Genomic DNA, 22,868 nt, shown 5'->3' with positions numbered 1-22,868 from the left:
GTGTCGACATTGCTCACATGTTTACGGTCTTATGAGTATTAACGATAACAACACAACGGTGTAGACCGGATAAGGCGCTTGCGCCGTTCTCCGGCAAAATAGCGAATCATGTTACCGCCCCGCAGGGCGGCGACATTACTTAACGCAGCGCGCGCACTGCGATGACTGAATCTGCTGGAAGAAATCGTTACCTTTATCATCCACCAGAATAAAGGCCGGAAAATCCTCCACTTCAATTTTCCAGATAGCCTCCATACCCAGTTCAGGATATTCCACACACTCCAGGCGCTTGATACTGCCCTGCGCCAGAACGGCTGCCGGGCCGCCGATACTGCCCAGGTAGAAGCCGCCATGTTTCTTACAGGCATCGGTCACCTGCTGGCTGCGGTTGCCTTTCGCCAGCATGATCATACTGCCGCCCTGCGACTGGAGCTGATCAACATAAGAGTCCATCCGTCCTGCGGTAGTCGGCCCAAGCGACCCGGAGGCGTACCCTTCCGGCGTTTTTGCCGGCCCCGCATAATAGATAGGATGATCTTTGATGTACTGCGGCAAACCTTCGCCTCTGTCCATCCGTTCTTTCAGTTTAGCGTGCGCGATATCGCGGCCCACAATAATCGTGCCGTTCAGCGACAAGCGCGTTGATACCGGATACTGCGACAGTTGTTGCAGTATCTCGCTCATGGGACGGTTAAGATCAACGCGCACCGCCTCGCCCTCTCCCGCCTGGCGCAGCGCCTCTGGAATATATTTACCGGGATTGCGCTCCAGCTTCTCGATCCAGATCCCTTCCCGGTTGATCTTCGCTTTAATGTTTCGATCCGCGGAGCAGGACACGCCCATACCTACCGGACACGATGCCCCATGGCGCGGCAATCGGATGACACGAATATCGTGAGCGAAATATTTGCCGCCGAACTGCGCGCCTAAGCCAAGATTTTGCGCCTCAAGCAACAATTCTTTTTCCAGCTCAATATCGCGGAAGGCCTGCCCGTGTTCATTGCCTTCGGTCGGTAGCGCATCATAGTATTTTGCCGAGGCCAGCTTAACGGTCTTCAGGTTCGCTTCCGCCGAGGTACCGCCAATGACAAACGCAATGTGATACGGCGGACAGGCGGCGGTGCCCAGCGTACGCATCTTATCGACGAGATAATTTTTGAGCTTACCCGGCGTCAGTAGCGCTTTTGTCTCCTGATAGAGGTAGGTTTTATTCGCCGAACCGCCGCCTTTAGCGATACAGAGGAATTTATATTCATCGCCATCGACGCTGTAGAGATCGATCTGCGCCGGCAGGTTAGTACCGGTATTGACCTCTTTGTACATATCCAGCGCCGCGTTCTGCGAATAGCGCAGGTTATCTTCGATATAGGTGTTATATACGCCGCGAGCCAGCGCCGCTTCATCACCTCCACCAGTCCAGACGCGTTGGCCTTTTTTGCCGACAATAATGGCCGTACCGGTATCCTGGCAGGTGGGCAACACGCCCTTGGCCGCGATATCGGAGTTTCGCAGGAATTGCAGCGCGACATATTTGTCGTTTTCACTGGCCTGCGGATCGCGCAGAATATCCGACACCTGCTGCTGATGCGCGGGACGTAGCATAAAAGACGCATCGTGGAAGGCCTGACGCGCCAACAACGTTAGCGCTTCCGGCGCGACTTTCAGGATCTCTTGTCCTTCGAACTCGGCGACGGAAACATGTTCGCTGGTCAACAAGTAGTACTCGGTATCGTCCTTTTTGAGGGGAAAAGGGTCTTGATAAAAGAAGGGTTTGTTTGACATTGTGCTCTCACTTACCGCTCGGTATGGTTATTCTCTGGGCAGGTGTTCCATTGCCCGACTCAAAGCGAGTTACACTATCCTACACAATTTTTTAACAAAAACTGAGACAAGTACGACTTTTTACGCCCGGAGGTTACTTCATGCGGGTTTCTTGGTTTAATACCTCCCATTGATCTCCACATTGAAACAGGGCTTGATAATGCAAAAACTCATTAACTCAGTGCAAAACTATGCCTGGGGAAGTAAAACTGCGTTAACGGAACTTTATGGCATCGCCAATCCGCAGCAGCAGCCAATGGCTGAACTCTGGATGGGCGCGCATCCCAAAAACAGCTCGCGAATCACCACCGCCAACGGCGAAACCGTCTCCCTGCGTGACGCCATCGAAAAGAATAAAACCGCCATGCTGGGCGAAGCGGTAGCCAACCGTTTCGGCGAACTGCCGTTTCTGTTTAAAGTACTGTGCGCCGCGCAGCCGCTCTCTATTCAGGTGCACCCGAATAAGCGCAATTCCGAAATCGGTTTCGCGAAAGAAAATGCGGCGGGTATCCCCATGGATGCCGCAGAGCGGAACTATAAAGATCCTAACCATAAACCAGAGCTGGTTTTTGCCCTGACGCCTTTCCTGGCGATGAACGCGTTCCGCGAATTTTCTGACATTGTCTCTTTACTGCAACCTGTCGCCGGCGCGCATTCCGCTATCGCCCACTTTTTGCAGGCGCCGAATGCTGAACGTCTGAGCCAGCTTTTCGCCAGCCTGTTGAATATGCAAGGCGAAGAAAAATCCCGCGCGTTAGCCGTACTCAAAGCGGCGCTTAACAGCCAGCAAGGCGAACCGTGGCAAACGATCCGCGTGATTTCAGAGTATTATCCTGACGACAGCGGGCTTTTCTCTCCTTTGTTGCTGAATGTGGTCAAACTGAATCCCGGCGAGGCGATGTTCCTGTTTGCCGAAACGCCTCATGCTTATCTGCAGGGCGTTGCGCTGGAAGTCATGGCGAACTCCGATAACGTTCTGCGCGCTGGCCTTACGCCCAAATATATCGACATCCCTGAGCTGGTCGCGAACGTGAAGTTCGAACCTAAACCTGCCGGCGAGTTGCTGACTGCCCCGGTGAAAAGCGGCTCGGAGCTGGACTTCCCCATTCCGGTTGACGATTTTGCTTTTTCACTGCACGACCTGGCGCTTCAGGAGACGAGCATCGGCCAACACAGCGCCGCGATTCTGTTCTGCGTTGAGGGTGAGGCGGTGTTACGTAAAGATGAACAGCGTCTGGTACTGAAGCCGGGTGAATCGGCCTTTATCGGCGCGGATGAGTCTCCGGTTTACGCCAGCGGCACGGGCCGTTTAGCGCGTGTTTATAACAAGCTGTAGCAACGTACTGAATTTTTTAACAACTCTTGCTAAGCTTATAACAGACGTAAAACTCCTCCAGGCGGTTTAATCCGCCTGGTTTCATTTTTATGGACAATTGATATGAAAAAAACACTGGTAGCTGCAGGTGTAGTGATTGCACTTGGCATCGTCTGGACAGGCGGCGCCTGGTATACGGGGAAAAAGCTGGAGAACCATCTTGCAGAAATGGTGACTCAGGCCAATGAACAGCTCAAGCGTACTGCGCCGGAGGCCGGTGTCGAATTAAGTTATCAAAACTACCAGCGCGGCGTGTTCAGTAGCCATCTGCAACTGGTTGTCAAACCGGTTGCCGGCGCAGACACTACCTGGTTGAAGCCCGGGCAAAGCATTGTGCTGGACGAGTCCGTTTCACATGGCCCCTTCCCGCTCGCCCAGCTCAAAACGCTCAATCTGATCCCTTCTATGGCGTCGGTAAAAACCACGCTGGTGAATAACGATGCGGCAAAACCCCTCTTTGATATCGCGAAAGGCGACACGCCCTTTGTCATCAATACCCGCATTGGTTATGGCGGCGATACCCGCTCCGATATCTCTCTCAAGCCGTTAAACTACGAGAATGCCGGTGAAAAAGTCGCCTTTAGCGGCGGCGAGTTCCAGCTTAACGCTGATAAAGACGGTAATGTGGTTTCGCTGTCGGGCGAAGCGCAGAGCGGCCTGGTCGATGCCGTTAACGAATATAATCAGAAGGTACAACTCACCTTTAATAATTTGAAAACAGACGGTACCAGTAAGCTGGCAAGCTTTGGCGAGCGTGTAGGCGACCAAAAGTTAACGCTGGATAAACTGTCCATCGCCATTGAGGGTAAAGAGATGGCGGTGCTGGAAAGGATGGAAATTGCCGGCAAGTCCGATCTCGTCAACGACGGAAAAACCATTAACAGCCAGTTGGATTACTCGCTTAACAGCCTGAAAGTGCAGAATCAGGATTTGGGCAGCGGTAAATTAACGCTGAAAGTCGGTCAAATCGACGGCGAAGCCTGGCACCAGTTTAGTCAGCAATATCATGCGCAAACGCAGGCGCTGCTGAATCAGCCGGACGTGGCGCAGAATCCTGAGCTTTATCAGCAAAAAGTCACTGAAGCGTTCTTTAGCGCTCTCCCCGTGCTGTTAAAAGGCGATCCGGTTCTGACCCTGGCGCCGCTTAGCTGGAAAAACGCCAAAGGGGAAACCACGCTGAATCTGTCGCTGTTCCTCAAAGATCCGGCAACCACAACGGCACAACCGCAAACGCTGGCACAGGAAGTCGACCGCTCCGTGAAATCGCTGGATGCGAAACTGGCAATTCCGATGGACATGGCGGTCGAGTTTATGACGCAGATAGCAAAACTGGAAGGCTATCAGCAGGATGATGCGGAAAAACTGGCAAAACAGCAGGTGCAGGGGCTGTCCGCAATGGGCCAGATGTTCCGACTGACAACGCTGAAGGATAATACTATCGCCTCCAGTTTGCAGTACGCCAATGGCCAGATCACGCTCAACGGACAAAAAATGCCGTTGGAAGACTTTGTCGGCCTATTTGGGATGCCGGCGCTTTCCGTTCCGGACGTTCCGGCGCTGCCTCAACAATAATCGCCTTGCCGGGTGTCGCGACGCTGCACCCGGTCTGCGCCGAACGACGCGCAGCCTCTACTTTTGCGTTACCAGGCGAGCGGCTATCGTTTGACTCCGCACATGGTGCTCGTCGTGAGCATTAGGCGGCACGGAAAACATCGTGAGTCTGGACAACTGCATCCCCCCCTACGCCTGTCAGTGAAAGATATGTCGTTTGTCGATGTCCAGGCATTGAAGGACAATCACGCGACAGGCATCGTACAGCTCAATCAGCATAATTTGCAGGTAATTATCGGCCCGCAGGTTCAGTCGGTAAAAGATGAAATGGTTGGCCTGATGAATACCGTTCAGGCATAAGGAAGGGATATGTTCGATTTTTCACAGGAAGTTGACCGACGCGGGACATGGTGTACGTAGTGGGATTATGTCGCCGATCGTTTTGGCGAAGCCGATCTGCTCCCCTTTACGATCTCGGATATGGATTTTGCCACCGCGCCGTTCGCTGATACCGTCTACAAGCGGGGGGTTGACCCTTTATCCTGAGAGGCGATAACAGAGACAACCCCCGTGAGCTGACCGGGGGCGCGTTACAGAGAATGATACAAAATTTCTCCCGCGCTCTCGCGAAGTTGCAACGTAATGACTCCGTTTTTGCAAAATTTCCAGAGCATTATCAATTTGTAGTATAATGGTGCGCACTTTTATTAAAAATTGAGTGCGCCCATGATTGATATTACGCTTCCTTTGACTGACATCCACCGCCACCTTGATGGCAACATTCGCGCCCAAACAATTCTGGATCTTGGTCGGCAGTTCAACATCGCCCTTCTCGCCCAAACGCTGGAAACGCTGATTCCGCATGTCCAGGTCACCTCAACCGAACCTGATTTAGTAAGCTTTCTCACTAAACTCGATTGGGGGGTAAAAGTCCTGGCATCGCTTGACGCCTGCCGCCGTGTGGCCTTTGAAAATATTGAAGATGCGGCACGTAACGGCCTGCATTACGTCGAGCTTCGCTTTTCGCCCGGCTATATGGCGATGGCGCATCAGTTACCGATCGCAGGCGTGGTTGAAGCCGTTATCGACGGTGTACGCGACGGCTGTAACACGTTTGGCGTCGAGGCATGACTCATTGGCATTATGAGCCGTACCTTCGGCGAGGCGGCATGTTTACAGGAGCTTGATGCGCTGCTGGCGCACAGAGAGAAAATCACCGCGCTGGATTTAGCCGGTGATGAGCTGGGCTTTCCCGGCAGTCTGTTTTTGTCGCACTTTAATCGGGCGCGCGATGCGGGCTGGCATATTACCGTTCACGCTGGAGAAGCCGCAGGGCCGGAAAGTATCTGGCAGGCGATTCGCGAACTGGGGGCCGAGCGTATCGGACATGGCGTAAAAGCTGTCGAAGATCGCGCGTTAATGGATTTTCTTGCACAGCAGCGTATCGGTATTGAATCCTGTCTGACCTCGAATATTCAGACCAGTACCGTCGCATCGCTGGCGGATCATCCACTCAAAACCTTCCTTGAGCATGGCGTTCTCGCCAGTCTTAATACGGACGATCCGGCTGTTCAGGGCGTAGATATTATCCATGAATATCACGTCGCCGCGCCAGCGGCAGGATTGAGCCGCGAACAGATTCGCCAGGCGCAGATTAACGGTCTGGAAATCGCCTTTCTGAGCGATAGCGAAAAACGTGCGCTACGCGAAAAAGTGGCCGCGGCGTAAGATTGCTTTATTGACACTAACGCTCTTCTCCGCCTGCGGTTTAATGCTATCCCAGGCGGAGAAATGCGACATCTCAGGCAAGACACAGCGTCGCGCGATGTTTTGCCGATTCCATGCCCAGTTCAATCAACTCCATAATTTGAATCGCCTGGCTTGCCGGCACGGGATTTTCACCGTTACCGTTTAACGCATCGCGGATGGCGGCATAATATGCCGGATAGTTACCCGGCAACGTAAGCCAGTTCTCTTCTTTGCGCGTCTCTCCCTCAACCAGGGTCAATACGCCGTCACGCATGTCGTATCCCCAGTCTTCCTGCGGTAAACGCTCGCCGTTTTTTAACCGTTCTTCCTGGGGATCGAGGCCATATTTAACATAGCTACCGCGCGAACCATGAACGATGTATCGCGCGGATTCCGCCGCGGCCAGCATCGTACCGTGCAAAATCACGCGGCGCTGGGGGTAGGATAAAATCGCGTGGAAATAATCTGTAGATTGCGCGCCCGGACGCAGTTGCGCTAAATCCACCGTCATGCTGACCGGCAGGCCAAAAAGTTGAATGGCCTGATCCAACAAGTGCGGCGCCAGATCGTACCAGATACCACTTCCCGGCCCGCCTTGCTCGCGCCAGCGGTCGCGCACCTGGGGACGGAAGCGATCAAAGTGGGATTCAAACAAGGACACCTCGCCGAGCACGCCATCCGCCAGCAAGGCCTTCAGCGTCAAAAAATCGCTGTCCCAGCGTCGGTTGTGGAAGACGGAAAGTACCCGACCAGTGCTCCGCGCAAGCGCATCCAATTCTCGCGCCTGTGACAGTGTCACGGTAAAGGGTTTATCAACCACCACATGCTTACCGGCTTCCAGCGCAGCTTTCGCCAGCGGGAAATGGGTATCGTTGGGCGTCGGGATCACGATCAGGTCGATATGCGGATCGTTAAATAAATGTCGGGGCTCAGAGACCACGGAGACCGCCGGCCAGTCTGCTTTCACTTTTGTTTCATCGCTGCTGGATACCGCCGCAAGCTCTAACCCTGGCGTTCCCATAATTAAGGGCGCATGAAAGGTTTTACTGGCGTAGCCATAACCGATTAACCCAACGCGGATTTTGTCATTCATCTCACTGCCTCCGGTTTTAGATATCGCTATTCCACACCATCGTGCGACTAGCCGCAATAGCGTCCTGACCATCAACGTAGCATCAAATGATTAACTTGTTACAGAACAGAGGCTGAAATCGTTCCCCTCCCTCTTGCCGACCGTTCGCCAGGAAAGTAACATTTACTCTCTGTGTTTATGGATAAATCAAAGCAAATGTCGTCAATAATGAATCGTCTTATTGAATTAACTGGGTGGATAGTTCTCATTATCTCAGTCATTCTTTTAGGTATTGCCAACCATATTGACAATTACCAACCACCTGAGCCCACGGCTTCCGTTCAGAAGAAGTAAGCGTCAGATAATGTAAAGGCATTTTCGCGCGGTACGGTAAGCAGCGCCCCGGGGCGTGCAAAGAAAAGTCAAAAACCGGCAAAAAAAACGAAATATGTTCTATCTGGTCTGACGTTTATTGCCTGTTGTAGTAAAGCGCGTTAACCTTTCGCCCCAGGCGCCATGTGGCGCCTGACTCTTTACCGGTAAGAATATTCCCTTTTTACCTGCACCCCTGACCTCTCACTGGTGCAATTTTGTTTATTTTTTTATCAGTGACTACTCCGTTGGCATTATATTTAATATGGATCAACTTTATATGACTGTTCAGGATTATCTATTAAAATTCCGCAAAATTAGTTCGCTCGAAAGTCTGGAAAAACTGTTCGACCACCTTAACTATACCCTTACTGATGACATGGACATCGTTAATATGTATCGCGCTGCAGATCACCGCCGTGCCGAGCTGGTTTCCGGAGGACGCCTGTTTGATGTAGGTCAGGTTCCGCAATCCGTCTGGCGCTATGTGCAATAAAGAAAGTAGCGTTTAACATCAAAAACCTTATAATATTTGCCCCAAAATGAGCGGCATGACCGTTAACGCGCGTAACCCCGGAGAAGATATGACTACAACACCGCCACAACGAATTGGAGGCTGGCTTCTTGGCCCGTTAGCCTGGCTGTTAGTCGCGTTGTTGAGCGCCTCGCTGGCGTTATTACTCTACGTTATGGCGCTTGCCACACCGCAAACGTTCAAGACGCTTAGCGGACAGGAAACCGGTAATTTACTGCTATGGGGCATTTCATTTATTACCGCTATCGCCATGTGGTACTATACCTTGTGGTTGACGATCGCATTCTTCAAGCGCAGACGCTGCGTGCCAAAGCATTACATTATCTGGCTGCTGGTGTCGGTGTTACTGGCGGTTAAAGCATTTGCCTTTTCGCCCGTCTCAGATGCCTTTGCCGTGCGTCAGTTACTCTTCCCACTGTTGGCGACGGCGCTCATTGTGCCTTATCTCAAACGTTCAGCGCGCGTTAAAACAACGTTTGTTAATCCGTAATAACCCTACAGTTAACCTGTTGTCGCCTGTGGTAGTTTGACAGATAATAGGCGGCTTTTTTATTTCAGGCCGAAACATGACTGATTACCTGCTGCTCTTTGTCGGAACTGTACTGGTCAATAACTTTGTACTGGTCAAATTCCTGGGCCTTTGTCCCTTTATGGGCGTATCCAAAAAACTGGAAACCGCCATGGGGATGGGCCTCGCGACGACCTTTGTCATGACGCTGGCGTCGATATGCGCCTGGCTTATCGACACCTGGATACTTATTCCGCTGGATCTGATTTATCTGCGGACGCTGGCCTTTATCCTCGTCATTGCTGTGGTCGTGCAATTTACCGAAATGGTTGTGCGGAAAACCAGCCCGGCGTTATACCGCTTGTTAGGCATCTTCTTACCACTGATTACCACTAACTGTGCGGTTCTGGGCGTAGCGTTACTGAATATTAATCTCGGTCATCACTTTCTTCAGTCGGCGCTATACGGATTTTCCGCCGCCGTCGGCTTTTCATTAGTGATGGTTCTGTTTGCCGCCATCCGCGAACGCCTTGCCGTGGCGGATGTGCCCGCCCCTTTTCGTGGTAACGCGATAGCATTGATTACCGCAGGATTAATGTCTTTAGCCTTTATGGGCTTTAGTGGTTTGGTGAAGTTGTAATGAATACTATCTGGATTGCCGTTGGCGCCCTGACCCTTCTGGGTCTGGTGTTCGGCGCCATTCTGGGTTATGCCTCCCGCCGATTCGCGGTTGAAGATGATCCGGTTGTTGAAAAAATCGATGCGATTTTGCCGCAGAGTCAGTGTGGTCAGTGCGGCTATCCCGGCTGTCGCCCCTACGCCGAAGCCGTGGGTCTCCAGGGCGAGAAAATCAATCGTTGCGCGCCCGGCGGCGAAGCCGTCATGCTGAAAATGGCAGAGTTGCTAAACGTAGAGCCGCAACCATGCGATGGTGAAGAACAGCAGGCCGCGCCAGTACGTATGCTGGCAGTTATTGATGAAAATAACTGCATTGGCTGCACAAAATGCATTCAGGCCTGCCCGGTTGACGCCATCGTTGGCGCAACGCGCGCCATGCACACGGTCATGAGCGATCTCTGTACTGGCTGTAATCTGTGCGTCGATCCGTGTCCGACGCACTGCATCGAATTACGTCCGGTGAATGAGACGCCCGACAGTTGGAAATGGGATTTGAACACCATTCCCGTTCGCATCATTCCCGTGGAACAACATGCTTAAACTATTTTCCGCTTTCAGAAAAGATAAAATCTGGGATTTCGACGGAGGTATTCATCCGCCCGAAATGAAGTCCCAGTCAAACGGCACGCCGCTGCGCCAGGTGCCTTTGGCGCCGCGCTTTGTTATCCCTTTAAAACAGCACATTGGCGCTGAGGGCGAGCTGTGCGTTAGCGTCGGCGATCGCGTGCTACGCGGCCAGGCGCTTACCCGTGGACGTGGGAGAATGCTGCCGGTACACGCGCCCACCTCCGGGACGGTTATCGCTATTGCCCCCCACTCGACGGCACATCCTTCGGCGCTGGCGGAGTTAAGCGTCATCATTGATGCCGACGGCGAGGACCGCTGGATTGAACGCGAGGGCTGGTCTGATTACCGCGCCCACAGCCGTGAAGCGCTCATTGAACGCATTCATCAGTATGGCGTTGCCGGGCTTGGCGGCGCAGGGTTTCCCACCGGCGTTAAATTGCAGGGTGGCGGCGATAAAATCACCACGCTTATTATCAATGCCGCAGAGTGCGAACCTTACATTACGGCGGACGATCGTCTGATGCAGGACTGCGCCGCGCAGATTGTGGAAGGTATTCGCATCCTGGCGCATATTCTGCAACCGCGTGAGGTATTAATCGGCATTGAAGATAACAAACCGCAGGCTATTTCCATGCTGCGCGCCGTACTGGCTGACGCCCACGATATTTCGTTACGTGTGATCCCAACCAAATACCCTTCCGGCGGCGCAAAACAGCTCACCCAAATACTGACGGGAAAACAGGTTCCCCACGGCGGGCGCTCCTCTGATATTGGCGTGCTGATGCAAAACGTCGGTACGGCATATGCCGTGAAACGCGCCGTGGTTGACGGCGAACCGATCACAGAACGCGTCGTCACCTTAACGGGTGAAGCGATAAGCCGTCCGGGTAACGTCTGGGCGCGGCTCGGCACTCCCGTTCGTCATTTGCTTAACGATGCCGGGTTCTGCCCCTCTGCTGACCAGATGGTCATCATGGGCGGCCCGTTGATGGGATTCACCCTTCCCTGGCTTGACGTACCGGTCGTAAAAATCACCAACTGCCTGCTGGCGCCATCCGTGACTGAAATGGGGGCGCCTCAGGAAGAGAAAAGCTGTATTCGTTGCAGCGCTTGCGCTGACGCCTGCCCTGCCGACCTTTTACCGCAGCAGCTTTATTGGTTCAGCAAAGGGCAGCAGCATGACAAGGCTACCGCTCACCATATTGCTGATTGTATAGAATGCGGCGCCTGCGCCTGGGTCTGCCCGAGTAATATTCCGCTCGTCCAATATTTCCGTCAGGAAAAAGCGGAGATTAATGCGATCAGGCTTGAAGAAAAACGCGCCGCCGAAGCCAAAGCGCGTTTTGAGGCTCGTCAGGCAAGACTGGAGCGCGAAAAAGCCGCCCGCCTTGCACGTCACAAGAGCGCAGCGGTACAACCAGCGGCAAAAGATCAGGATGCCATTGCCGCTGCGCTGGCGCGGGTAAAAGAGAAACAGGCGCAGGCCACGCAACCGGTGGTTATTCAGGCGGGTAGTCTGCCAGACAATAGCGCCGTCATCGCGGCCCGTGAAGCGCGTAAAGCGCAAGCGCGCGCTAAACAAGCCGCTCATCCGATGGCTGACAGCGCGATATCCGGCGACGATCCGCGTAAAGCCGCAGTGGAAGCGGCTATCGCCCGCGCCAAAGCTCGTAAGCAGGAGCAGCAGGCCGGAAGCGAACCTGCCGAGCCGGTCGACCCGCGTAAAGCCGCAGTGGAAGCGGCTATCGCCCGCGCCAAAGCCCGTAAGCAGGAGCAGCAGGCCGGAAGCGAACCTGCCGAACCGGTCGATCCGCGTAAAGCCGCGGTGGAAGCGGCCATCGCCCGCGCCAAAGCCCGTAAGCAGGAGCAGCAGGCCGGAAGCGAACCTGCCGAACCGGTAGACCCGCGTAAAGCCGCGGTGGAAGCGGCTATCGCCCGCGCCAAAGCCCGCAAACAGGAGCAGCAGGCCGGAAGCGAACCCGCCGAACCGGTCGATCCGCGTAAAGCCGCGGTGGAAGCGGCGATCGCCCGTGCCAAAGCCCGTAAGCAGGAGCAGCAGACCGTAAGCGAACCTGTCGAACCGGCCGACCCGCGTAAAGCCGCGGTTGCTGCGGCTATCGCTCGCGTTCAGGCAAAAAAAGCAGCACAGCAGCAGGTTGTTAACGAGGATTAAATGGTATTCAGAATCGCAAGCTCGCCTTATACCCATAACCAGCGCCAGACATCGCGAATCATGTTGCTGGTATTAATCGCCGCTCTGCCGGGGATTGCCGCGCAGACGTGGTTTTTTGGTTGGGGAACGCTTTTCCAGATCGTTCTGGCTGCTATCACGGCGCTCGTCGCGGAAGCCATTGTCCTTAGACTGCGCAAACAATCGGTCGCCAGTCACCTGCAGGATTATTCCGCGTTATTGACGGGGCTTTTGCTGGCGGTCAGCATCCCTCCGCTCGCGCCCTGGTGGATAGTCGTGCTGGGAACCGGATTCGCCATTATTATCGCTAAACAGTTATATGGCGGGCTGGGACAAAACCCCTTTAATCCGGCCATGATCGGCTACGTGGTGCTATTAATTTCCTTTCCGGTGCAAATGACAAGCTGGTTGCCGCCTTATGAAATAGCCGCAACAACGCCCGATATACTGGACACGTTACGGATGATTTTTAGCGGGCATACCGCCAGCGGCGGCGATATGACGCTGCTACGTACCGGTATTGACGGTATCAGCCAGGCGACGCCGCTGGATACGTTTAAAACGTCCTTGCGCGCCGGGCACTCCGTTGAGCAAATCATGCAGTACCCGATATACAGCGGTGCGCTGGCTGGCGTGGGCTGGCAGTGGGTTAACCTCGCCTGGCTTGTCGGCGGCGTATTCCTGCTGTGGCAAAAAGCCATCCGCTGGCATATCCCGGTCAGTTTTCTGCTCACGCTGGCGCTATGCGCCGCGTTAGGTTGGCTTTTCTCGCCCGCTACGCTGGCCTCGCCGCAGCTTCATCTGCTGTCAGGCGCCACCATGCTGGGCGCATTTTTTATCTTGACGGATCCGGTTACCGCCTCCACGACCAACCGTGGACGTTTAATTTTCGGCGCGCTGGCTGGGGTATTAGTGTGGCTGATTCGTAGCTTCGGCGGCTATCCGGACGGCGTTGCTTTTGCTGTCCTGTTGGCGAATATCACGGTTCCTCTGATCGACTACTACACGCGCCCCCGCGTCTATGGACATCGCAAAGGATAAACCATGCTGAAAACGATTCGTAAACACGGTATTACGCTGGCGCTTTTTGCCGCAGGCTCTACGGGATTGACCGCGGTGATTAATCAGATGACAAAATCAACCATCCACGAACAAGCGCTGCAACAACAACATGCCCTGTTCGATCAGGTATTGCCGCCAGATCGTTACAATAATAATCTGCAAGAGAGCTGTTATCTGGTCGATGCGCCCGCCCTCGGCAAAGGCACACACCGTGTTTTTATCGCTCGCAAGGATGATAAACCCGTAGCGGCCATCATTGAGGCCACCGCGCCAGATGGCTATTCCGGCGCTATCCAGCTTATTGTTGGCGCAGATTTCAACGGTACTATCCTGGGGACGCGCGTGACGGAACATCATGAGACGCCAGGGTTAGGTGATAAAATTGAGCGCCGTTTGTCTGACTGGATTACCCACTTTAGCGGTAAAACCATCAGCGGTGAAAATGATACGCACTGGGCGGTGAAAAAAGATGGCGGTGATTTTGATCAATTTACCGGGGCGACAATAACGCCGCGCGCCGTAGTGAATGCGGTTAAACGCGCCGGGCTGTACGCCGAATCACTGCCCGCTCAGCTCCCCCATTTAACCGCCTGTGGAGAATAGCCATGAGCGAAATAAAAGACATTGTTGTTCAGGGGTTATGGAAAAATAACTCTGCTCTGGTGCAGCTACTTGGCCTGTGCCCTTTACTGGCAGTGACGTCTACGGCAACCAACGCTCTGGGGCTGGGTCTCGCCACAACGCTGGTATTAACGCTGACCAACCTTACGGTGTCCACACTACGTCGCTGGACGCCGGCAGAAATCCGTATCCCGATTTACGTTATGATCATTGCTTCGGTGGTCAGCGCAGTACAGATGCTGATCAATGCATATGCGTTCGGTCTGTATCAGTCTTTAGGGATTTTTATTCCGCTGATTGTAACGAACTGCATAGTTGTTGGTCGCGCCGAAGCGTTTGCCGCGAAAAAAGGACCGTGGCTTTCCGCGTTGGACGGTTTTTCCATCGGCATGGGCGCGACAGGCGCGATGTTCGTGCTGGGCTCACTGCGCGAGATCCTCGGGAATGGTACGCTTTTCGATGGCGCGGATAGCCTGCTGGGAGGCTGGGCAAAAGTATTACGGGTCGAGATATTTCACACCGACTCGCCTTTCCTGCTGGCGATGCTGCCGCCAGGCGCGTTTATCGGTCTGGGACTCATGCTGGCGGTAAAATATCTTATTGATGAAAAAATGAAGAAACGCCGCGCCGAAACCGCGCCTTCCGCTGTTCCGGCCGGTGAAACAGGGAAAGTCTGATGAACAAAGCAAAAAGGCTGGAAATTCTGACGCGCCTGCGCGACAGCAATCCGCACCCCACAACGGAACTCAATTTCACGTCGCCGTTTGAGTTGCTGATTGCCGTGTTGCTTTCCGCGCAGGCAACCGACGTCAGCGTGAACAAGGCGACCGCCAAACTTTACCCGGTCGCCAATACGCCAGCCGCGATGCTGGAACTGGGCGTAGAAGGCGTGAAATCCTATATCAAAACCATCGGCTTATTTAACAGTAAAGCGGAAAACGTGATTAAGACCTGCCGTATTTTAATGGACAAGCATAATGGCGAAGTGCCGGAGGATCGGGCGGCGCTGGAAGCGCTTCCCGGCGTGGGGCGTAAAACCGCTAACGTGGTGCTAAATACCGCCTTCGGCTGGCCGACCATCGCCGTTGATACGCATATATTTCGTGTATGCAACCGAACACAGTTCGCGCCGGGTAAAAATGTCGAACAGGTAGAAGAGAAGTTGCTGAAAGTGGTGCCGAATGAGTTCAAAGTGGACTGCCATCACTGGTTAATTTTGCATGGTCGCTATACCTGTATCGCCCGAAAACCCCGCTGCGGCTCCTGCCTCATTGAAGACCTTTGCGAATACAAAGAAAAAGTCGATATTTGATATGGTCGGAGCGCGTCCGTCACGCCAGCGCGCTCCCACCTTCGGCCTGGATCTATTTTAGCCATCAATCATTCCAGTCTCTGTCCTTTTTCTGATGTAATGTGCTTTCGTTTTCCCTCCACGTCAGGTTAATCATTTTTTTAATCGCAAAAATTTCTATCTATCCGTGATCAGGATCACTTTGATAACTTCATGTAAAATTTAATGACACCTAAGGTTACATTTACAACCGGATAGACTGACGCCCCGTTTTCACTACAAAACATTACTCTGCCATTTTTTCAGATAATGGCCTATATCACTGCTTTTCACCTTAAATAGCAGAAGATATCGCCTTTCACCCAAACTAATGGCCTTTTTGCAGTGTAAAAATCTGCCATTCTTCAAATGAAGAAATTTAACGCTGGATAACATTTCTGACATCGGACGATTCAACCAGAAGAGTTATATGTAACAGATTATTACAAAGCTCTTGTCTGGAGAGGAAAGATAGTGAACATTACCTGCCGTTTCCCCTCCAATATAACAATCGGACGGATGAGTCTGACTCATCACGCGCCAGACAATCCCTGTTAATACGGGGCGTAAAAAAGAGGTAAAAGTGTCTACTGCAAACAAAAAACCAACTGAAAGCGTCAGTTTGAACGCTTTCAAACAACCGAAGGCGTTCTATCTCATCTTCTCGATAGAGTTATGGGAGCGTTTTGGTTATTACGGCCTGCAAGGCATTATGGCCGTCTACCTGGTAAAACAACTGGGTATGTCAGAAGCGGATTCCATCACCCTTTTCTCTTCCTTCAGTGCGCTGGTGTACGGCCTGGTCGCCATTGGCGGTTGGTTAGGTGATAAAATTCTGGGCACCAAACGCGTTATTATGCTGGGTGCCGTGGTGCTGGCTATCGGTTATGCGCTGGTCGCATGGTCTGGTCATGACGCTGGCATCGTCTATATGGGCATGGCGGCTATCGCTGTGGGTAACGGTCTGTTTAAAGCTAACCCGTCTTCCCTGCTGTCTACCTGTTACGCGAAGGACGATCCGCGTCTCGACGGCGCATTTACGATGTATTATATGTCCGTCAACATCGGCTCCTTCTTCTCTATGCTGGCGACGCCGTGGCTGGCGGCGCGTTATGGCTGGAGCACCGCGTTTGCGCTTAGCGTCGTCGGTATGCTGATAACCGTCGTTAACTTTGCTTTCTGCCAGCGCTGGGTGAAAAGCTACGGTTCCAAACCCGACTTTGAACCGATCAACTTCCGTAATCTGCTGCTGACAATCGTGGGTATTGTCGTTCTGATTGCGGTCGCCACCTGGCTGCTGCACAACCAGGATATCGCGCGTATGGTGCTGGGCGTAATCGCTCTTGGCATCGTCATTATTTTCGGTAAAGAAGCGTTTTCCATGCACGGCGCGGCTCGCCGTAAAATGATCGTCGCCTTTATTTTGATGCTGCAGGCGATTATCTTCTTCGTACTGTACAGCCAGATGCCGACGTCGCTGAACTTCTTTGCCATTCGTAACGTCGAGCACTCTATTCTCGGTATCGCGTTCGAACCGGAACAGTATCAGGCGCTGAACCCATTCTGGATCATTATCGGCAGCCCGATTCTGGCCGCTATTTATAACAGGATGGGCGATACGCTGCCGATGCCGATGAAATTCGCCATTGGTATGGTGCTGTGTTCCGGCGCGTTCCTGATTCTGCCGCTGGGCGCCAAATTTGCGAACGATGCCGGCATCGTATCCGTAAACTGGCTGATCGCAAGCTACGGCCTGCAAAGTATCGGTGAGCTGATGATCTCTGGTCTGTGCCTGGCAATGGTCGCACAGTTGGTTCCGCAGCGTCTGATGGGCTTCATCATGGGTAGCTGGTTCCTGACAACGGCAGGCGCTAACATCATCGGCGGTTATGTCGCCAACCTGATGGCTGTGCCGAGCGACGTGACTGACCCACTGATGTCCCTGGAAGTCTATGGTCGCGTATTTATGCAGATTGGCATAGCAACCGCCGTTATCGCCGTCCTGATGCTGCTGACAGCGCCTAAGCTGAACCGTATGACCCAGGACGATGATACCGCTGAAAAAGGCTCTAAAGCCGCTACAGTTTAATTTTCCGGGAAACAACATTCAGGCCGCTAACTGTGCGTTAGCGGCTTTTTTTTTGCTCGTCCCCGCACTACCATACTTTAAACCTCAGCAAAAAGGAGTTACTGATGAAACTGTTCTGCAAACCGGGTGCCTGCTCTCTTGCTTCCCATATTATCCTGCGCGAAATTGGCAAAGACTTTACGCTTGATGGCGTCGATCTCGCGAAAAAACGCCTGGAAAACGGTGATGATTACCTGGCAGTCAACCCTAAAGGACAGGTTCCGGCTCTGCTGCTGGATGACGGCACACTGTTGACTGAAGGCGTCGCCATTATGCAGTACCTCGCCGACTGCGTTCCCGACCGCCAGCTTCTGGCGCCGGTAAGTAGTCTTGCTCGCTATCATACGCTGGAATGGCTCAACTATATTGCAACGGAACTGCATAAAGGCTTTACCCCGCTGTTCCGCCCTGACACGCCGGAAACACTTAAACCCGCCGTTCGCGCCGGTCTGGAAAAGAAATTTCAGTATGTGGATGAGTCGCTTTCAGACGACCAGTGGATTTGCGGCCAGCGTTTTACCATTGCAGACGCTTATCTGTTTACCGTATTGCGTTGGGCCTATGGCGTAAAACTGAATATGGACGGGTTAACGCATATTGAAAGTTATATGCAGCGTGTCGCAAAAAGACCGACCGTTGCGGCAGCGCTTAAAGCGGAAGGACTGAATTAATGTCATGTTGCCGGATAGCTCGCTGTAGCGCCATCCGGCCTCTTTTTAGCAGCAATAATTACAGCCGCGTTGCGCTGAAGTAATGTTCAGGGTTAGCGATCCTGTCCTGGGCCGCCACGACCTGCAGTTCGTACTCCTGCATCGTTTTGGTGGCGATCATAATCTCATAGACTGCCGCCGTAACGTGCTCCAGCGCCTGCTGCAACGTCGCGCCCTGCAAAAGTTTGACCAGCAATAAACCACTGGTGACATCGCCAACGCCAACCGGCTGACGTGAGCCGAAATCCACCAGCGGACGGCTAATATGCCAGGCTTCCTGCGCTGTCACCAGCAGCATTTCAAAGCGTTCTGAACTGTAACCGGCGCGGGCGAGATGTTTTACCAGTACAATTTCTGGCCCCTGAGCAATCAGTTCTCGCGCCGCCTGCACGGCGTCATTCACATTATTCACGCTATGTTTGCTGAGAATTTCCAGTTCAATCAGGTTAGGCGCGATAATATCGCTGGCGGGTAGCGCATAACGCACATGGAACTCTGCGACGCCAGGCGCCACGATACAACCCTTTTCCGGATGCCCCATCACGGGATCGCAGAAATATTTTGCCTGCGGATTTGCTGCTTTAACCTGGCGCACAATACCGAGAATGTGTTCTCCCTGCTCGGCAGATCCCAGGTAACCGCTAAGTACGGCGTCGCAGTGCGCTAACTGGCCAATGTCCGCAATCCCCTGGACAATCTCAGTCAGATGGCTGGGCGGCATGACACAGCCGGTCCATTTACCATATTGCGTGTGGTTAGAAAACTGAACGGTATTCAGCGGCCAAACATTCGCGCCAAGACGGCGCATGGGAAATTCGGCGGCGCTGTTGCCCGCATGTCCGAAAACAACATGGGACTGGATAGCGAGGATATTCTTCATTTTTTTACCTGAACATCAAAAATAAGGGAGTGATTTCTCACTCCCTGTTACTTAATGCCTTATTTCCAGCAAATCAGACAATAGTTCTTTTTGCCGCGACGTAATAAGGTATAGCGGCCAAACAGACGGTCCTCATCGTTAAAGATGTATTCAGGATCGGATTGTTTTTCACCATTGATAGTGACAGCGTTGGAGGCGATAGTCTTACGCGCCTGACCACGTGACGGCTGGAGTTCGGCGTCTACCAGCGCCTGCATCAGGTCGGCGCCTTTTTCCATTTCAACCATCGGTACGCCGTCCTGGGCCAACTGCTCAAAGTCAGCTTCGCTCAGCGCGCTCAGTGAACCGCTGAACAGGCATTCAGTGATCCGTTTCGCCGCGACCAGCCCCTCTTCACCATGAACCAGGCGCGTCACCTGCTCGGCCAGTACATACTGCGCGCGCGGCGCTTTACCGCTGTTTTTATCTTCTTCTTCCAGGGCATTGATCTCCTCAATGTCCATAAAAGTGAAGAATTTCAGGAAGCGATAAACATCGGCATCTGCGGTGTTAATCCAGAACTGGTAGAATTTGTACGGACTGGTTTTCTTCGGATCCAGCCAGACAGCGCCGCCTTCGGTTTTACCGAATTTCGTGCCGTCAGCTTTGGTGATCAGCGGAACGGTCAAACCAAATACCTGATTCTGGTGCAGGCGACGGGTCAGGTCGATACCGGAAGTGATGTTCCCCCACTGGTCAGAACCGCCAATCTGTAAGGCAACGCCGTGCAGTTTATTCAGACAAGCGAAATCGTACCCCTGTAGCAGGTTATAAGAGAACTCCGTGAAAGAGATACCCTGATCGTCACGGTTCAGACGCTGCTTCACCGCTTCTTTGTTGATCATCTGATTAACGGAAAAATGTTTACCGATATCGCGCAGGAAAGTCAGCACATTCATGCTGCCGAACCAGTCATAGTTATTGGCCGCGATGGCGGAGTTTTCGCCGCAATCAAAGTCCAGGAATGGGGCAACCTGTTTACGAATTTTCGCCACCCACTCCTGAACGGTCTCTTCAGTGTTCAGTTTACGCTCGGCGGCTTTAAAGCTCGGGTCGCCAATCAGACCGGTCGCGCCGCCTACCAGCGCAACAGGTTTGTGCCCTGCCTGCTGGAAGCGTTTCAGGCATAACAATGGAACCAGATGCCCCAAATGCAAGCTGTCAGCGGTAGGATCGAAGCCGCAATAGAGCGCGATCGGGCCTTGCGCCAGTCGCTCTGCCAACGCGTCTTCGTCCGTCACCTGGGCTACCAGCCCCCGCTCTTGCAATTGTTTAATCAAGTTACTGCTTGCCATCAAAATCTCCATGTATAAAACGACTGCACCTTTGCCGGTACACGACTTTTCGCCAGACGCGAAAGAGACATAGCATAAAACGGCGGATTCATCCGCACCAGTGCTTAAAACAAGATTTTTGCATCTTTAGGGCGCAAGACGGTCGATTTTCCATGCGCCGTCGTCGCGTTGGTATAAAAAGCGATCGTGCAGACGATGTTCGCCGCCCTGCCAGAACTCCATCTGTTCGATACTCACGCGAAAACCACCCCAGAAGCTGGGTAACGGCACTTCGCCCTGTTGAAACTTCTGCTTGAGCTCCAGGAATTTGCTTTCGAGGATACCGCGCGCGGAAATGCGGCTGGATTGTTTAGAGACCCATGCGCCGATCTGGCTGTCGCGCGGACGGCTGTGGAAATACCTCACCACCTCAAGTGTGGAGAGACGCTCGGCTTTGCCTGTCACCATCACCTGGCGTTCAAGCATATGCCAGGGAAATAACAGACTGATACGCGGATTGTGCTCAATTTGATGCGCCTTGCGGCTTCCCAGGTTGGTATAAAAGACCAGGCCTTTTTCATCATAATGTTTGAGCAATACGATACGCTGGTACGGTTGCCCCTTGTCATCTACGGTCGCCACGACCATTGCCGTTGGATCGGCCAGTCTGGCGTCACACGCTTGCCCAAGCCAGCGCTCAAATAAGGTTAACGGTTCAGCGGGTAAATCGCGGCGACGCAAGCCGCCTTTCGTGTATTCACGGCGCAGATGCGCGATCTGCTGCAATTGGTCGTTATCAGACATGGCGTTGATCAGAAATAATCAGTGGGTGGCGCTATTGTGCGCCCCCATACTGAAAATCTCAACGCTTCGGATTTTGTAACTGACAGTTATTAAGCACAATTCTGTCTCGTTTATAGACCGTGGCGCTCTCGCCTTGCGACCAGAAAACATAAATCCCGTCGGTATAACGCGCGCCCGAGGCCGAGATTCCTTGCTTCAGGGTCAGCAGCTTATTGTCATAGACAAAACTGACCTCTTCACGCGGGTTATTGACTTTAACGGTAAGCGGCTTCTCATCACACTGGTATTCCAGCGTATCCGTTTGCATACGTTCAACAAATTGTTGATAAACGCTACAGCCGGTCAGCAGCACAGGTAAACACATTATTGCGATCTTTTTCATAGGCATATCCCGAAAGCTCTCCTGCTTCTGGAAGGGCAAACGCCCCTTCCTGACCTTGCTAGTTTACCGATATAGGGTCCGGGAAAAATTCAGTTAACTCTGAGTTATTGGGTTAGCCGGGTAAATAGCGCCTAAAACACTGGCTTCTGTAGCCCCCGTCACGGAAGGTAAATTTCCCGGCAGGCCCGCGAGCGTTCGCCAGGCAAGCCATGCAAAGGCCAGCGCTTCCATATCATCGCCGCTGATCCCCGCCTTATCGGTGGTCGAAACCTCGATACCGGTCAACAGCGCCGCCAGACGGGCCATCACTAACGGATTCCGGCCACCGCCGCCACAGACCATCAGCCGCTCGCAGCCGCCGTTGAGCAGCACCTGTTGGGCGATGGAGACCGCCGTCAGCTCCGCCAGCGTGGCCTGTACATCGCGCGCGTCTGCGCCAGGGAAAGCCGCAAGATGGCGCTCTAACCAGCCATAGTTGAAATATTCGCGTCCTGTACTTTTGGGCGCCGACGCAGCAAAGTACGGATCGCGCAACATCTTTTGCAGCAATGGAAGAATAACCTGACCTTCTTTCGCCCATGCCGCGTCTTTGTCGTAGGGCTGCGCGCATTGTCGCCAAATCCACGCATCCATCAACATATTGCCCGGCCCCGTGTCGTACCCGCGCACCGCCTGTCCGGGGAAAAGCAGAGATAAATTGGCGATGCCGCCGATATTCAGGACCATACGTTTTTCCGTCGGATGTCCCAACAGCGCGTGATGGAAAGCGGGCACCAGCGGCGCGCCTTGTCCGCCCAGCGCAATATCCCGCCGCCGAAAATCGCCGACCACTGTAATCCCCGTATGGGCGACGATGTGATTATTATCGCCAATTTGCAGCGTATGCGGGGCCTCGCCGGTCGGTTCATGCCAGACCGTTTGCCCATGACAACCAATAGCGACGATATCCCGCGGCTGCAAACGTTGTTGCGCTAACAGCGCATTAACCGCCTGTGCAAAAAGCCGGCCTAACTGGGTATCCAGCTGGCCGAGTTGCGAGAGCGTAAGCGGCTGTCCCTGGCAAATATCGAGAATGCCTTTTTTCAGATGAACGGGAATGGGCCAGGTGAGACTTGCCTGTTGCGCAACCATGGTTTCATCAATTGCCGCCAGTACAACATCAACGCCATCAAGGCTGGTTCCGGACATAACGCCAATAAAACGGCCCGATTTCATACCT

The 22,868-nt window shown here is 53.3% G+C and carries 21 protein-coding genes and 3 pseudogenes; 17 read left to right on the top strand and 7 right to left on the bottom strand.

Annotated elements, in window-relative coordinates:
• Positions 1-135 precede the first annotated feature (135 nt).
• Entirely contained in the window at positions 136-1,782 is a 1,647-nt protein-coding gene (gene fumB, locus J4685_RS01240) for a class I fumarate hydratase (protein ID WP_000066614.1), read from the bottom strand.
• A gap of 199 nt (positions 1,783-1,981) precedes the next feature.
• On the opposite strand from fumB, the gene manA reads away from it, so the two are divergent.
• The 5 genes and pseudogenes from manA to add all read left to right on the top strand — a co-directional run bounded on the left by manA (position 1,982) and on the right by add (position 6,475).
• Complete coding sequence (gene manA, locus J4685_RS01235) at positions 1,982-3,157, top strand: mannose-6-phosphate isomerase (RefSeq protein WP_001170610.1); 1,176 nt, start codon at positions 1,982-1,984, stop codon at positions 3,155-3,157.
• Between the two features lie 102 nt (positions 3,158-3,259).
• Positions 3,260-4,768, top strand: coding sequence for a YdgA family protein (locus J4685_RS01230; RefSeq protein WP_000753335.1), 1,509 nt, complete (start codon positions 3,260-3,262; stop codon positions 4,766-4,768).
• A 118-nt stretch (positions 4,769-4,886) separates the two neighbouring features.
• Positions 4,887-5,107: pseudogene (locus J4685_RS01225) on the top strand (glucose PTS transporter subunit EIIB); the annotation flags it as partial.
• 9 nt (positions 5,108-5,116) lie between these two features.
• A pseudogene (locus tag J4685_RS01220) lies at positions 5,117-5,248 on the top strand (transcriptional regulator); the annotation flags it as partial.
• A 225-nt stretch (positions 5,249-5,473) separates the two neighbouring features.
• Positions 5,474-6,475: pseudogene (gene add, locus J4685_RS01215) on the top strand (adenosine deaminase).
• A gap of 73 nt (positions 6,476-6,548) precedes the next feature.
• On the opposite strand, the gene J4685_RS01210 reads toward add, so the two are convergent.
• The gene (locus J4685_RS01210; RefSeq protein WP_000998242.1) at positions 6,549-7,589 is read right to left on the bottom strand and encodes an oxidoreductase; all 1,041 of its coding nucleotides are present in this window, start codon (positions 7,587-7,589) and stop codon (positions 6,549-6,551) included.
• A 207-nt stretch (positions 7,590-7,796) separates the two neighbouring features.
• Between J4685_RS01210 and blr the strand changes: the two genes are divergently transcribed.
• The 12 genes from blr to gstA all read left to right on the top strand — a co-directional run bounded on the left by blr (position 7,797) and on the right by gstA (position 18,231).
• The gene (blr, locus tag J4685_RS01205; RefSeq protein ID WP_031608772.1) at positions 7,797-7,922 is read left to right on the top strand and encodes a division septum protein Blr; all 126 of its coding nucleotides are present in this window, start codon (positions 7,797-7,799) and stop codon (positions 7,920-7,922) included.
• A 298-nt stretch (positions 7,923-8,220) separates the two neighbouring features.
• On the top strand, positions 8,221-8,436 hold the full coding sequence (gene ydgT, locus J4685_RS01200; RefSeq protein ID WP_000217946.1) for a transcription modulator YdgT: 216 nt from the start codon (positions 8,221-8,223) through the stop codon (positions 8,434-8,436).
• Between the two features lie 88 nt (positions 8,437-8,524).
• Positions 8,525-8,965 (top strand): DUF2569 domain-containing protein, encoded by a 441-nt coding sequence (locus J4685_RS01195; RefSeq protein ID WP_000214061.1) that lies wholly within the window; start codon positions 8,525-8,527, stop codon positions 8,963-8,965.
• Between the two features lie 76 nt (positions 8,966-9,041).
• Positions 9,042-9,623: an electron transport complex subunit RsxA gene (gene rsxA / locus J4685_RS01190; protein ID WP_000133179.1), complete on the top strand. Its 582-nt coding sequence runs from the start codon at positions 9,042-9,044 to the stop codon at positions 9,621-9,623.
• Complete coding sequence (gene rsxB / locus J4685_RS01185; protein ID WP_001092600.1) at positions 9,623-10,201, top strand: electron transport complex subunit RsxB; 579 nt, start codon at positions 9,623-9,625, stop codon at positions 10,199-10,201. Before rsxA ends, rsxB begins: the two co-directional genes overlap by 1 nt.
• Positions 10,194-12,401: an electron transport complex subunit RsxC gene (rsxC, locus tag J4685_RS01180; protein ID WP_000915596.1), complete on the top strand. Its 2,208-nt coding sequence runs from the start codon at positions 10,194-10,196 to the stop codon at positions 12,399-12,401. The genes rsxB and rsxC overlap by 8 nt, the downstream gene beginning before the upstream one ends.
• On the top strand, positions 12,402-13,460 hold the full coding sequence (gene rsxD / locus J4685_RS01175; protein WP_000231886.1) for an electron transport complex subunit RsxD: 1,059 nt from the start codon (positions 12,402-12,404) through the stop codon (positions 13,458-13,460).
• A 3-nt stretch (positions 13,461-13,463) separates the two neighbouring features.
• Positions 13,464-14,084, top strand: coding sequence for an electron transport complex subunit RsxG (rsxG, locus tag J4685_RS01170; RefSeq protein ID WP_000920820.1), 621 nt, complete (start codon positions 13,464-13,466; stop codon positions 14,082-14,084).
• Between the two features lie 2 nt (positions 14,085-14,086).
• Positions 14,087-14,779, top strand: coding sequence for an electron transport complex subunit E (locus tag J4685_RS01165; RefSeq protein WP_001289632.1), 693 nt, complete (start codon positions 14,087-14,089; stop codon positions 14,777-14,779).
• A complete protein-coding gene (gene nth, locus J4685_RS01160) occupies positions 14,779-15,414 on the top strand; it encodes an endonuclease III (RefSeq protein ID WP_001030326.1) in 636 nt (211 codons plus the stop codon). Before J4685_RS01165 ends, nth begins: the two co-directional genes overlap by 1 nt.
• 601 nt (positions 15,415-16,015) lie before the next feature.
• A complete protein-coding gene (dtpA, locus tag J4685_RS01155; protein WP_000100907.1) occupies positions 16,016-17,521 on the top strand; it encodes a dipeptide/tripeptide permease DtpA in 1,506 nt (501 codons plus the stop codon).
• Between the two features lie 104 nt (positions 17,522-17,625).
• On the top strand, positions 17,626-18,231 hold the full coding sequence (gene gstA, locus J4685_RS01150; RefSeq protein ID WP_000764754.1) for a glutathione transferase GstA: 606 nt from the start codon (positions 17,626-17,628) through the stop codon (positions 18,229-18,231).
• A 58-nt stretch (positions 18,232-18,289) separates the two neighbouring features.
• Here gstA and pdxY read toward each other — a convergent pair whose 3' ends face one another.
• The 5 genes from pdxY to anmK all read right to left on the bottom strand — a co-directional run bounded on the left by pdxY (position 18,290) and on the right by anmK (position 22,864).
• Entirely contained in the window at positions 18,290-19,150 is an 861-nt protein-coding gene (pdxY, locus tag J4685_RS01145; protein WP_000789736.1) for a pyridoxal kinase PdxY, read from the bottom strand.
• Between the two features lie 59 nt (positions 19,151-19,209).
• Positions 19,210-20,484, bottom strand: coding sequence for a tyrosine--tRNA ligase (gene tyrS / locus J4685_RS01140; protein WP_000168626.1), 1,275 nt, complete (start codon positions 20,482-20,484; stop codon positions 19,210-19,212).
• A gap of 126 nt (positions 20,485-20,610) precedes the next feature.
• Positions 20,611-21,267 carry a pyridoxamine 5'-phosphate oxidase gene (gene pdxH, locus J4685_RS01135; protein WP_001282334.1) on the bottom strand — a complete coding sequence of 219 codons (657 nt, stop codon included), beginning with the start codon at positions 21,265-21,267 and terminating at the stop codon, positions 20,611-20,613.
• Between the two features lie 58 nt (positions 21,268-21,325).
• Positions 21,326-21,655 carry a C-type lysozyme inhibitor gene (gene mliC / locus J4685_RS01130; protein WP_001132086.1) on the bottom strand — a complete coding sequence of 110 codons (330 nt, stop codon included), beginning with the start codon at positions 21,653-21,655 and terminating at the stop codon, positions 21,326-21,328.
• 87 nt (positions 21,656-21,742) lie between these two features.
• The gene (anmK, locus tag J4685_RS01125) at positions 21,743-22,864 is read right to left on the bottom strand and encodes an anhydro-N-acetylmuramic acid kinase (protein ID WP_000835012.1); all 1,122 of its coding nucleotides are present in this window, start codon (positions 22,862-22,864) and stop codon (positions 21,743-21,745) included.
• Positions 22,865-22,868: the final 4 nt, after the last annotated feature.

The sequence above is a fragment of the Salmonella sp. 32100201201700099SM genome (assembly GCF_017572645.1).
Taxonomy (GTDB): domain Bacteria; phylum Pseudomonadota; class Gammaproteobacteria; order Enterobacterales; family Enterobacteriaceae; genus Salmonella; species Salmonella enterica.
Note: the sequence above shows the minus strand (reverse complement) of the source record. Positions and strands in the feature narration are given on the sequence as shown.

Excerpts from the sequence above, each read along its gene's own strand:
- fumB (WP_000066614.1), bottom strand. The coding sequence starts at position 1,782 with ATGTCAAACAAACCCTTCTTTTATCAAGACCCTTTTCCCCTCAAAAAG.
- manA (WP_001170610.1), top strand. The coding sequence starts at position 1,982 with ATGCAAAAACTCATTAACTCAGTGCAAAACTATGCCTGGGGAAGTAAA.
- J4685_RS01230 (WP_000753335.1), top strand. The coding sequence starts at position 3,260 with ATGAAAAAAACACTGGTAGCTGCAGGTGTAGTGATTGCACTTGGCATC.
- J4685_RS01210 (WP_000998242.1), bottom strand. The coding sequence starts at position 7,589 with ATGAATGACAAAATCCGCGTTGGGTTAATCGGTTATGGCTACGCCAGT.
- blr (WP_031608772.1), top strand. The coding sequence starts at position 7,797 with ATGAATCGTCTTATTGAATTAACTGGGTGGATAGTTCTCATTATCTCA.
- ydgT (WP_000217946.1), top strand. The coding sequence starts at position 8,221 with ATGACTGTTCAGGATTATCTATTAAAATTCCGCAAAATTAGTTCGCTC.
- J4685_RS01195 (WP_000214061.1), top strand. The coding sequence starts at position 8,525 with ATGACTACAACACCGCCACAACGAATTGGAGGCTGGCTTCTTGGCCCG.
- rsxA (WP_000133179.1), top strand. The coding sequence starts at position 9,042 with ATGACTGATTACCTGCTGCTCTTTGTCGGAACTGTACTGGTCAATAAC.
- rsxB (WP_001092600.1), top strand. The coding sequence starts at position 9,623 with ATGAATACTATCTGGATTGCCGTTGGCGCCCTGACCCTTCTGGGTCTG.
- rsxC (WP_000915596.1), top strand. The coding sequence starts at position 10,194 with ATGCTTAAACTATTTTCCGCTTTCAGAAAAGATAAAATCTGGGATTTC.
- rsxD (WP_000231886.1), top strand. The coding sequence starts at position 12,402 with ATGGTATTCAGAATCGCAAGCTCGCCTTATACCCATAACCAGCGCCAG.
- rsxG (WP_000920820.1), top strand. The coding sequence starts at position 13,464 with ATGCTGAAAACGATTCGTAAACACGGTATTACGCTGGCGCTTTTTGCC.
- J4685_RS01165 (WP_001289632.1), top strand. The coding sequence starts at position 14,087 with ATGAGCGAAATAAAAGACATTGTTGTTCAGGGGTTATGGAAAAATAAC.
- nth (WP_001030326.1), top strand. The coding sequence starts at position 14,779 with ATGAACAAAGCAAAAAGGCTGGAAATTCTGACGCGCCTGCGCGACAGC.
- gstA (WP_000764754.1), top strand. The coding sequence starts at position 17,626 with ATGAAACTGTTCTGCAAACCGGGTGCCTGCTCTCTTGCTTCCCATATT.
- pdxY (WP_000789736.1), bottom strand. The coding sequence starts at position 19,150 with ATGAAGAATATCCTCGCTATCCAGTCCCATGTTGTTTTCGGACATGCG.
- tyrS (WP_000168626.1), bottom strand. The coding sequence starts at position 20,484 with ATGGCAAGCAGTAACTTGATTAAACAATTGCAAGAGCGGGGGCTGGTA.
- pdxH (WP_001282334.1), bottom strand. The coding sequence starts at position 21,267 with ATGTCTGATAACGACCAATTGCAGCAGATCGCGCATCTGCGCCGTGAA.
- mliC (WP_001132086.1), bottom strand. The coding sequence starts at position 21,655 with ATGCCTATGAAAAAGATCGCAATAATGTGTTTACCTGTGCTGCTGACC.
- anmK (WP_000835012.1), bottom strand. The coding sequence starts at position 22,864 with ATGAAATCGGGCCGTTTTATTGGCGTTATGTCCGGAACCAGCCTTGAT.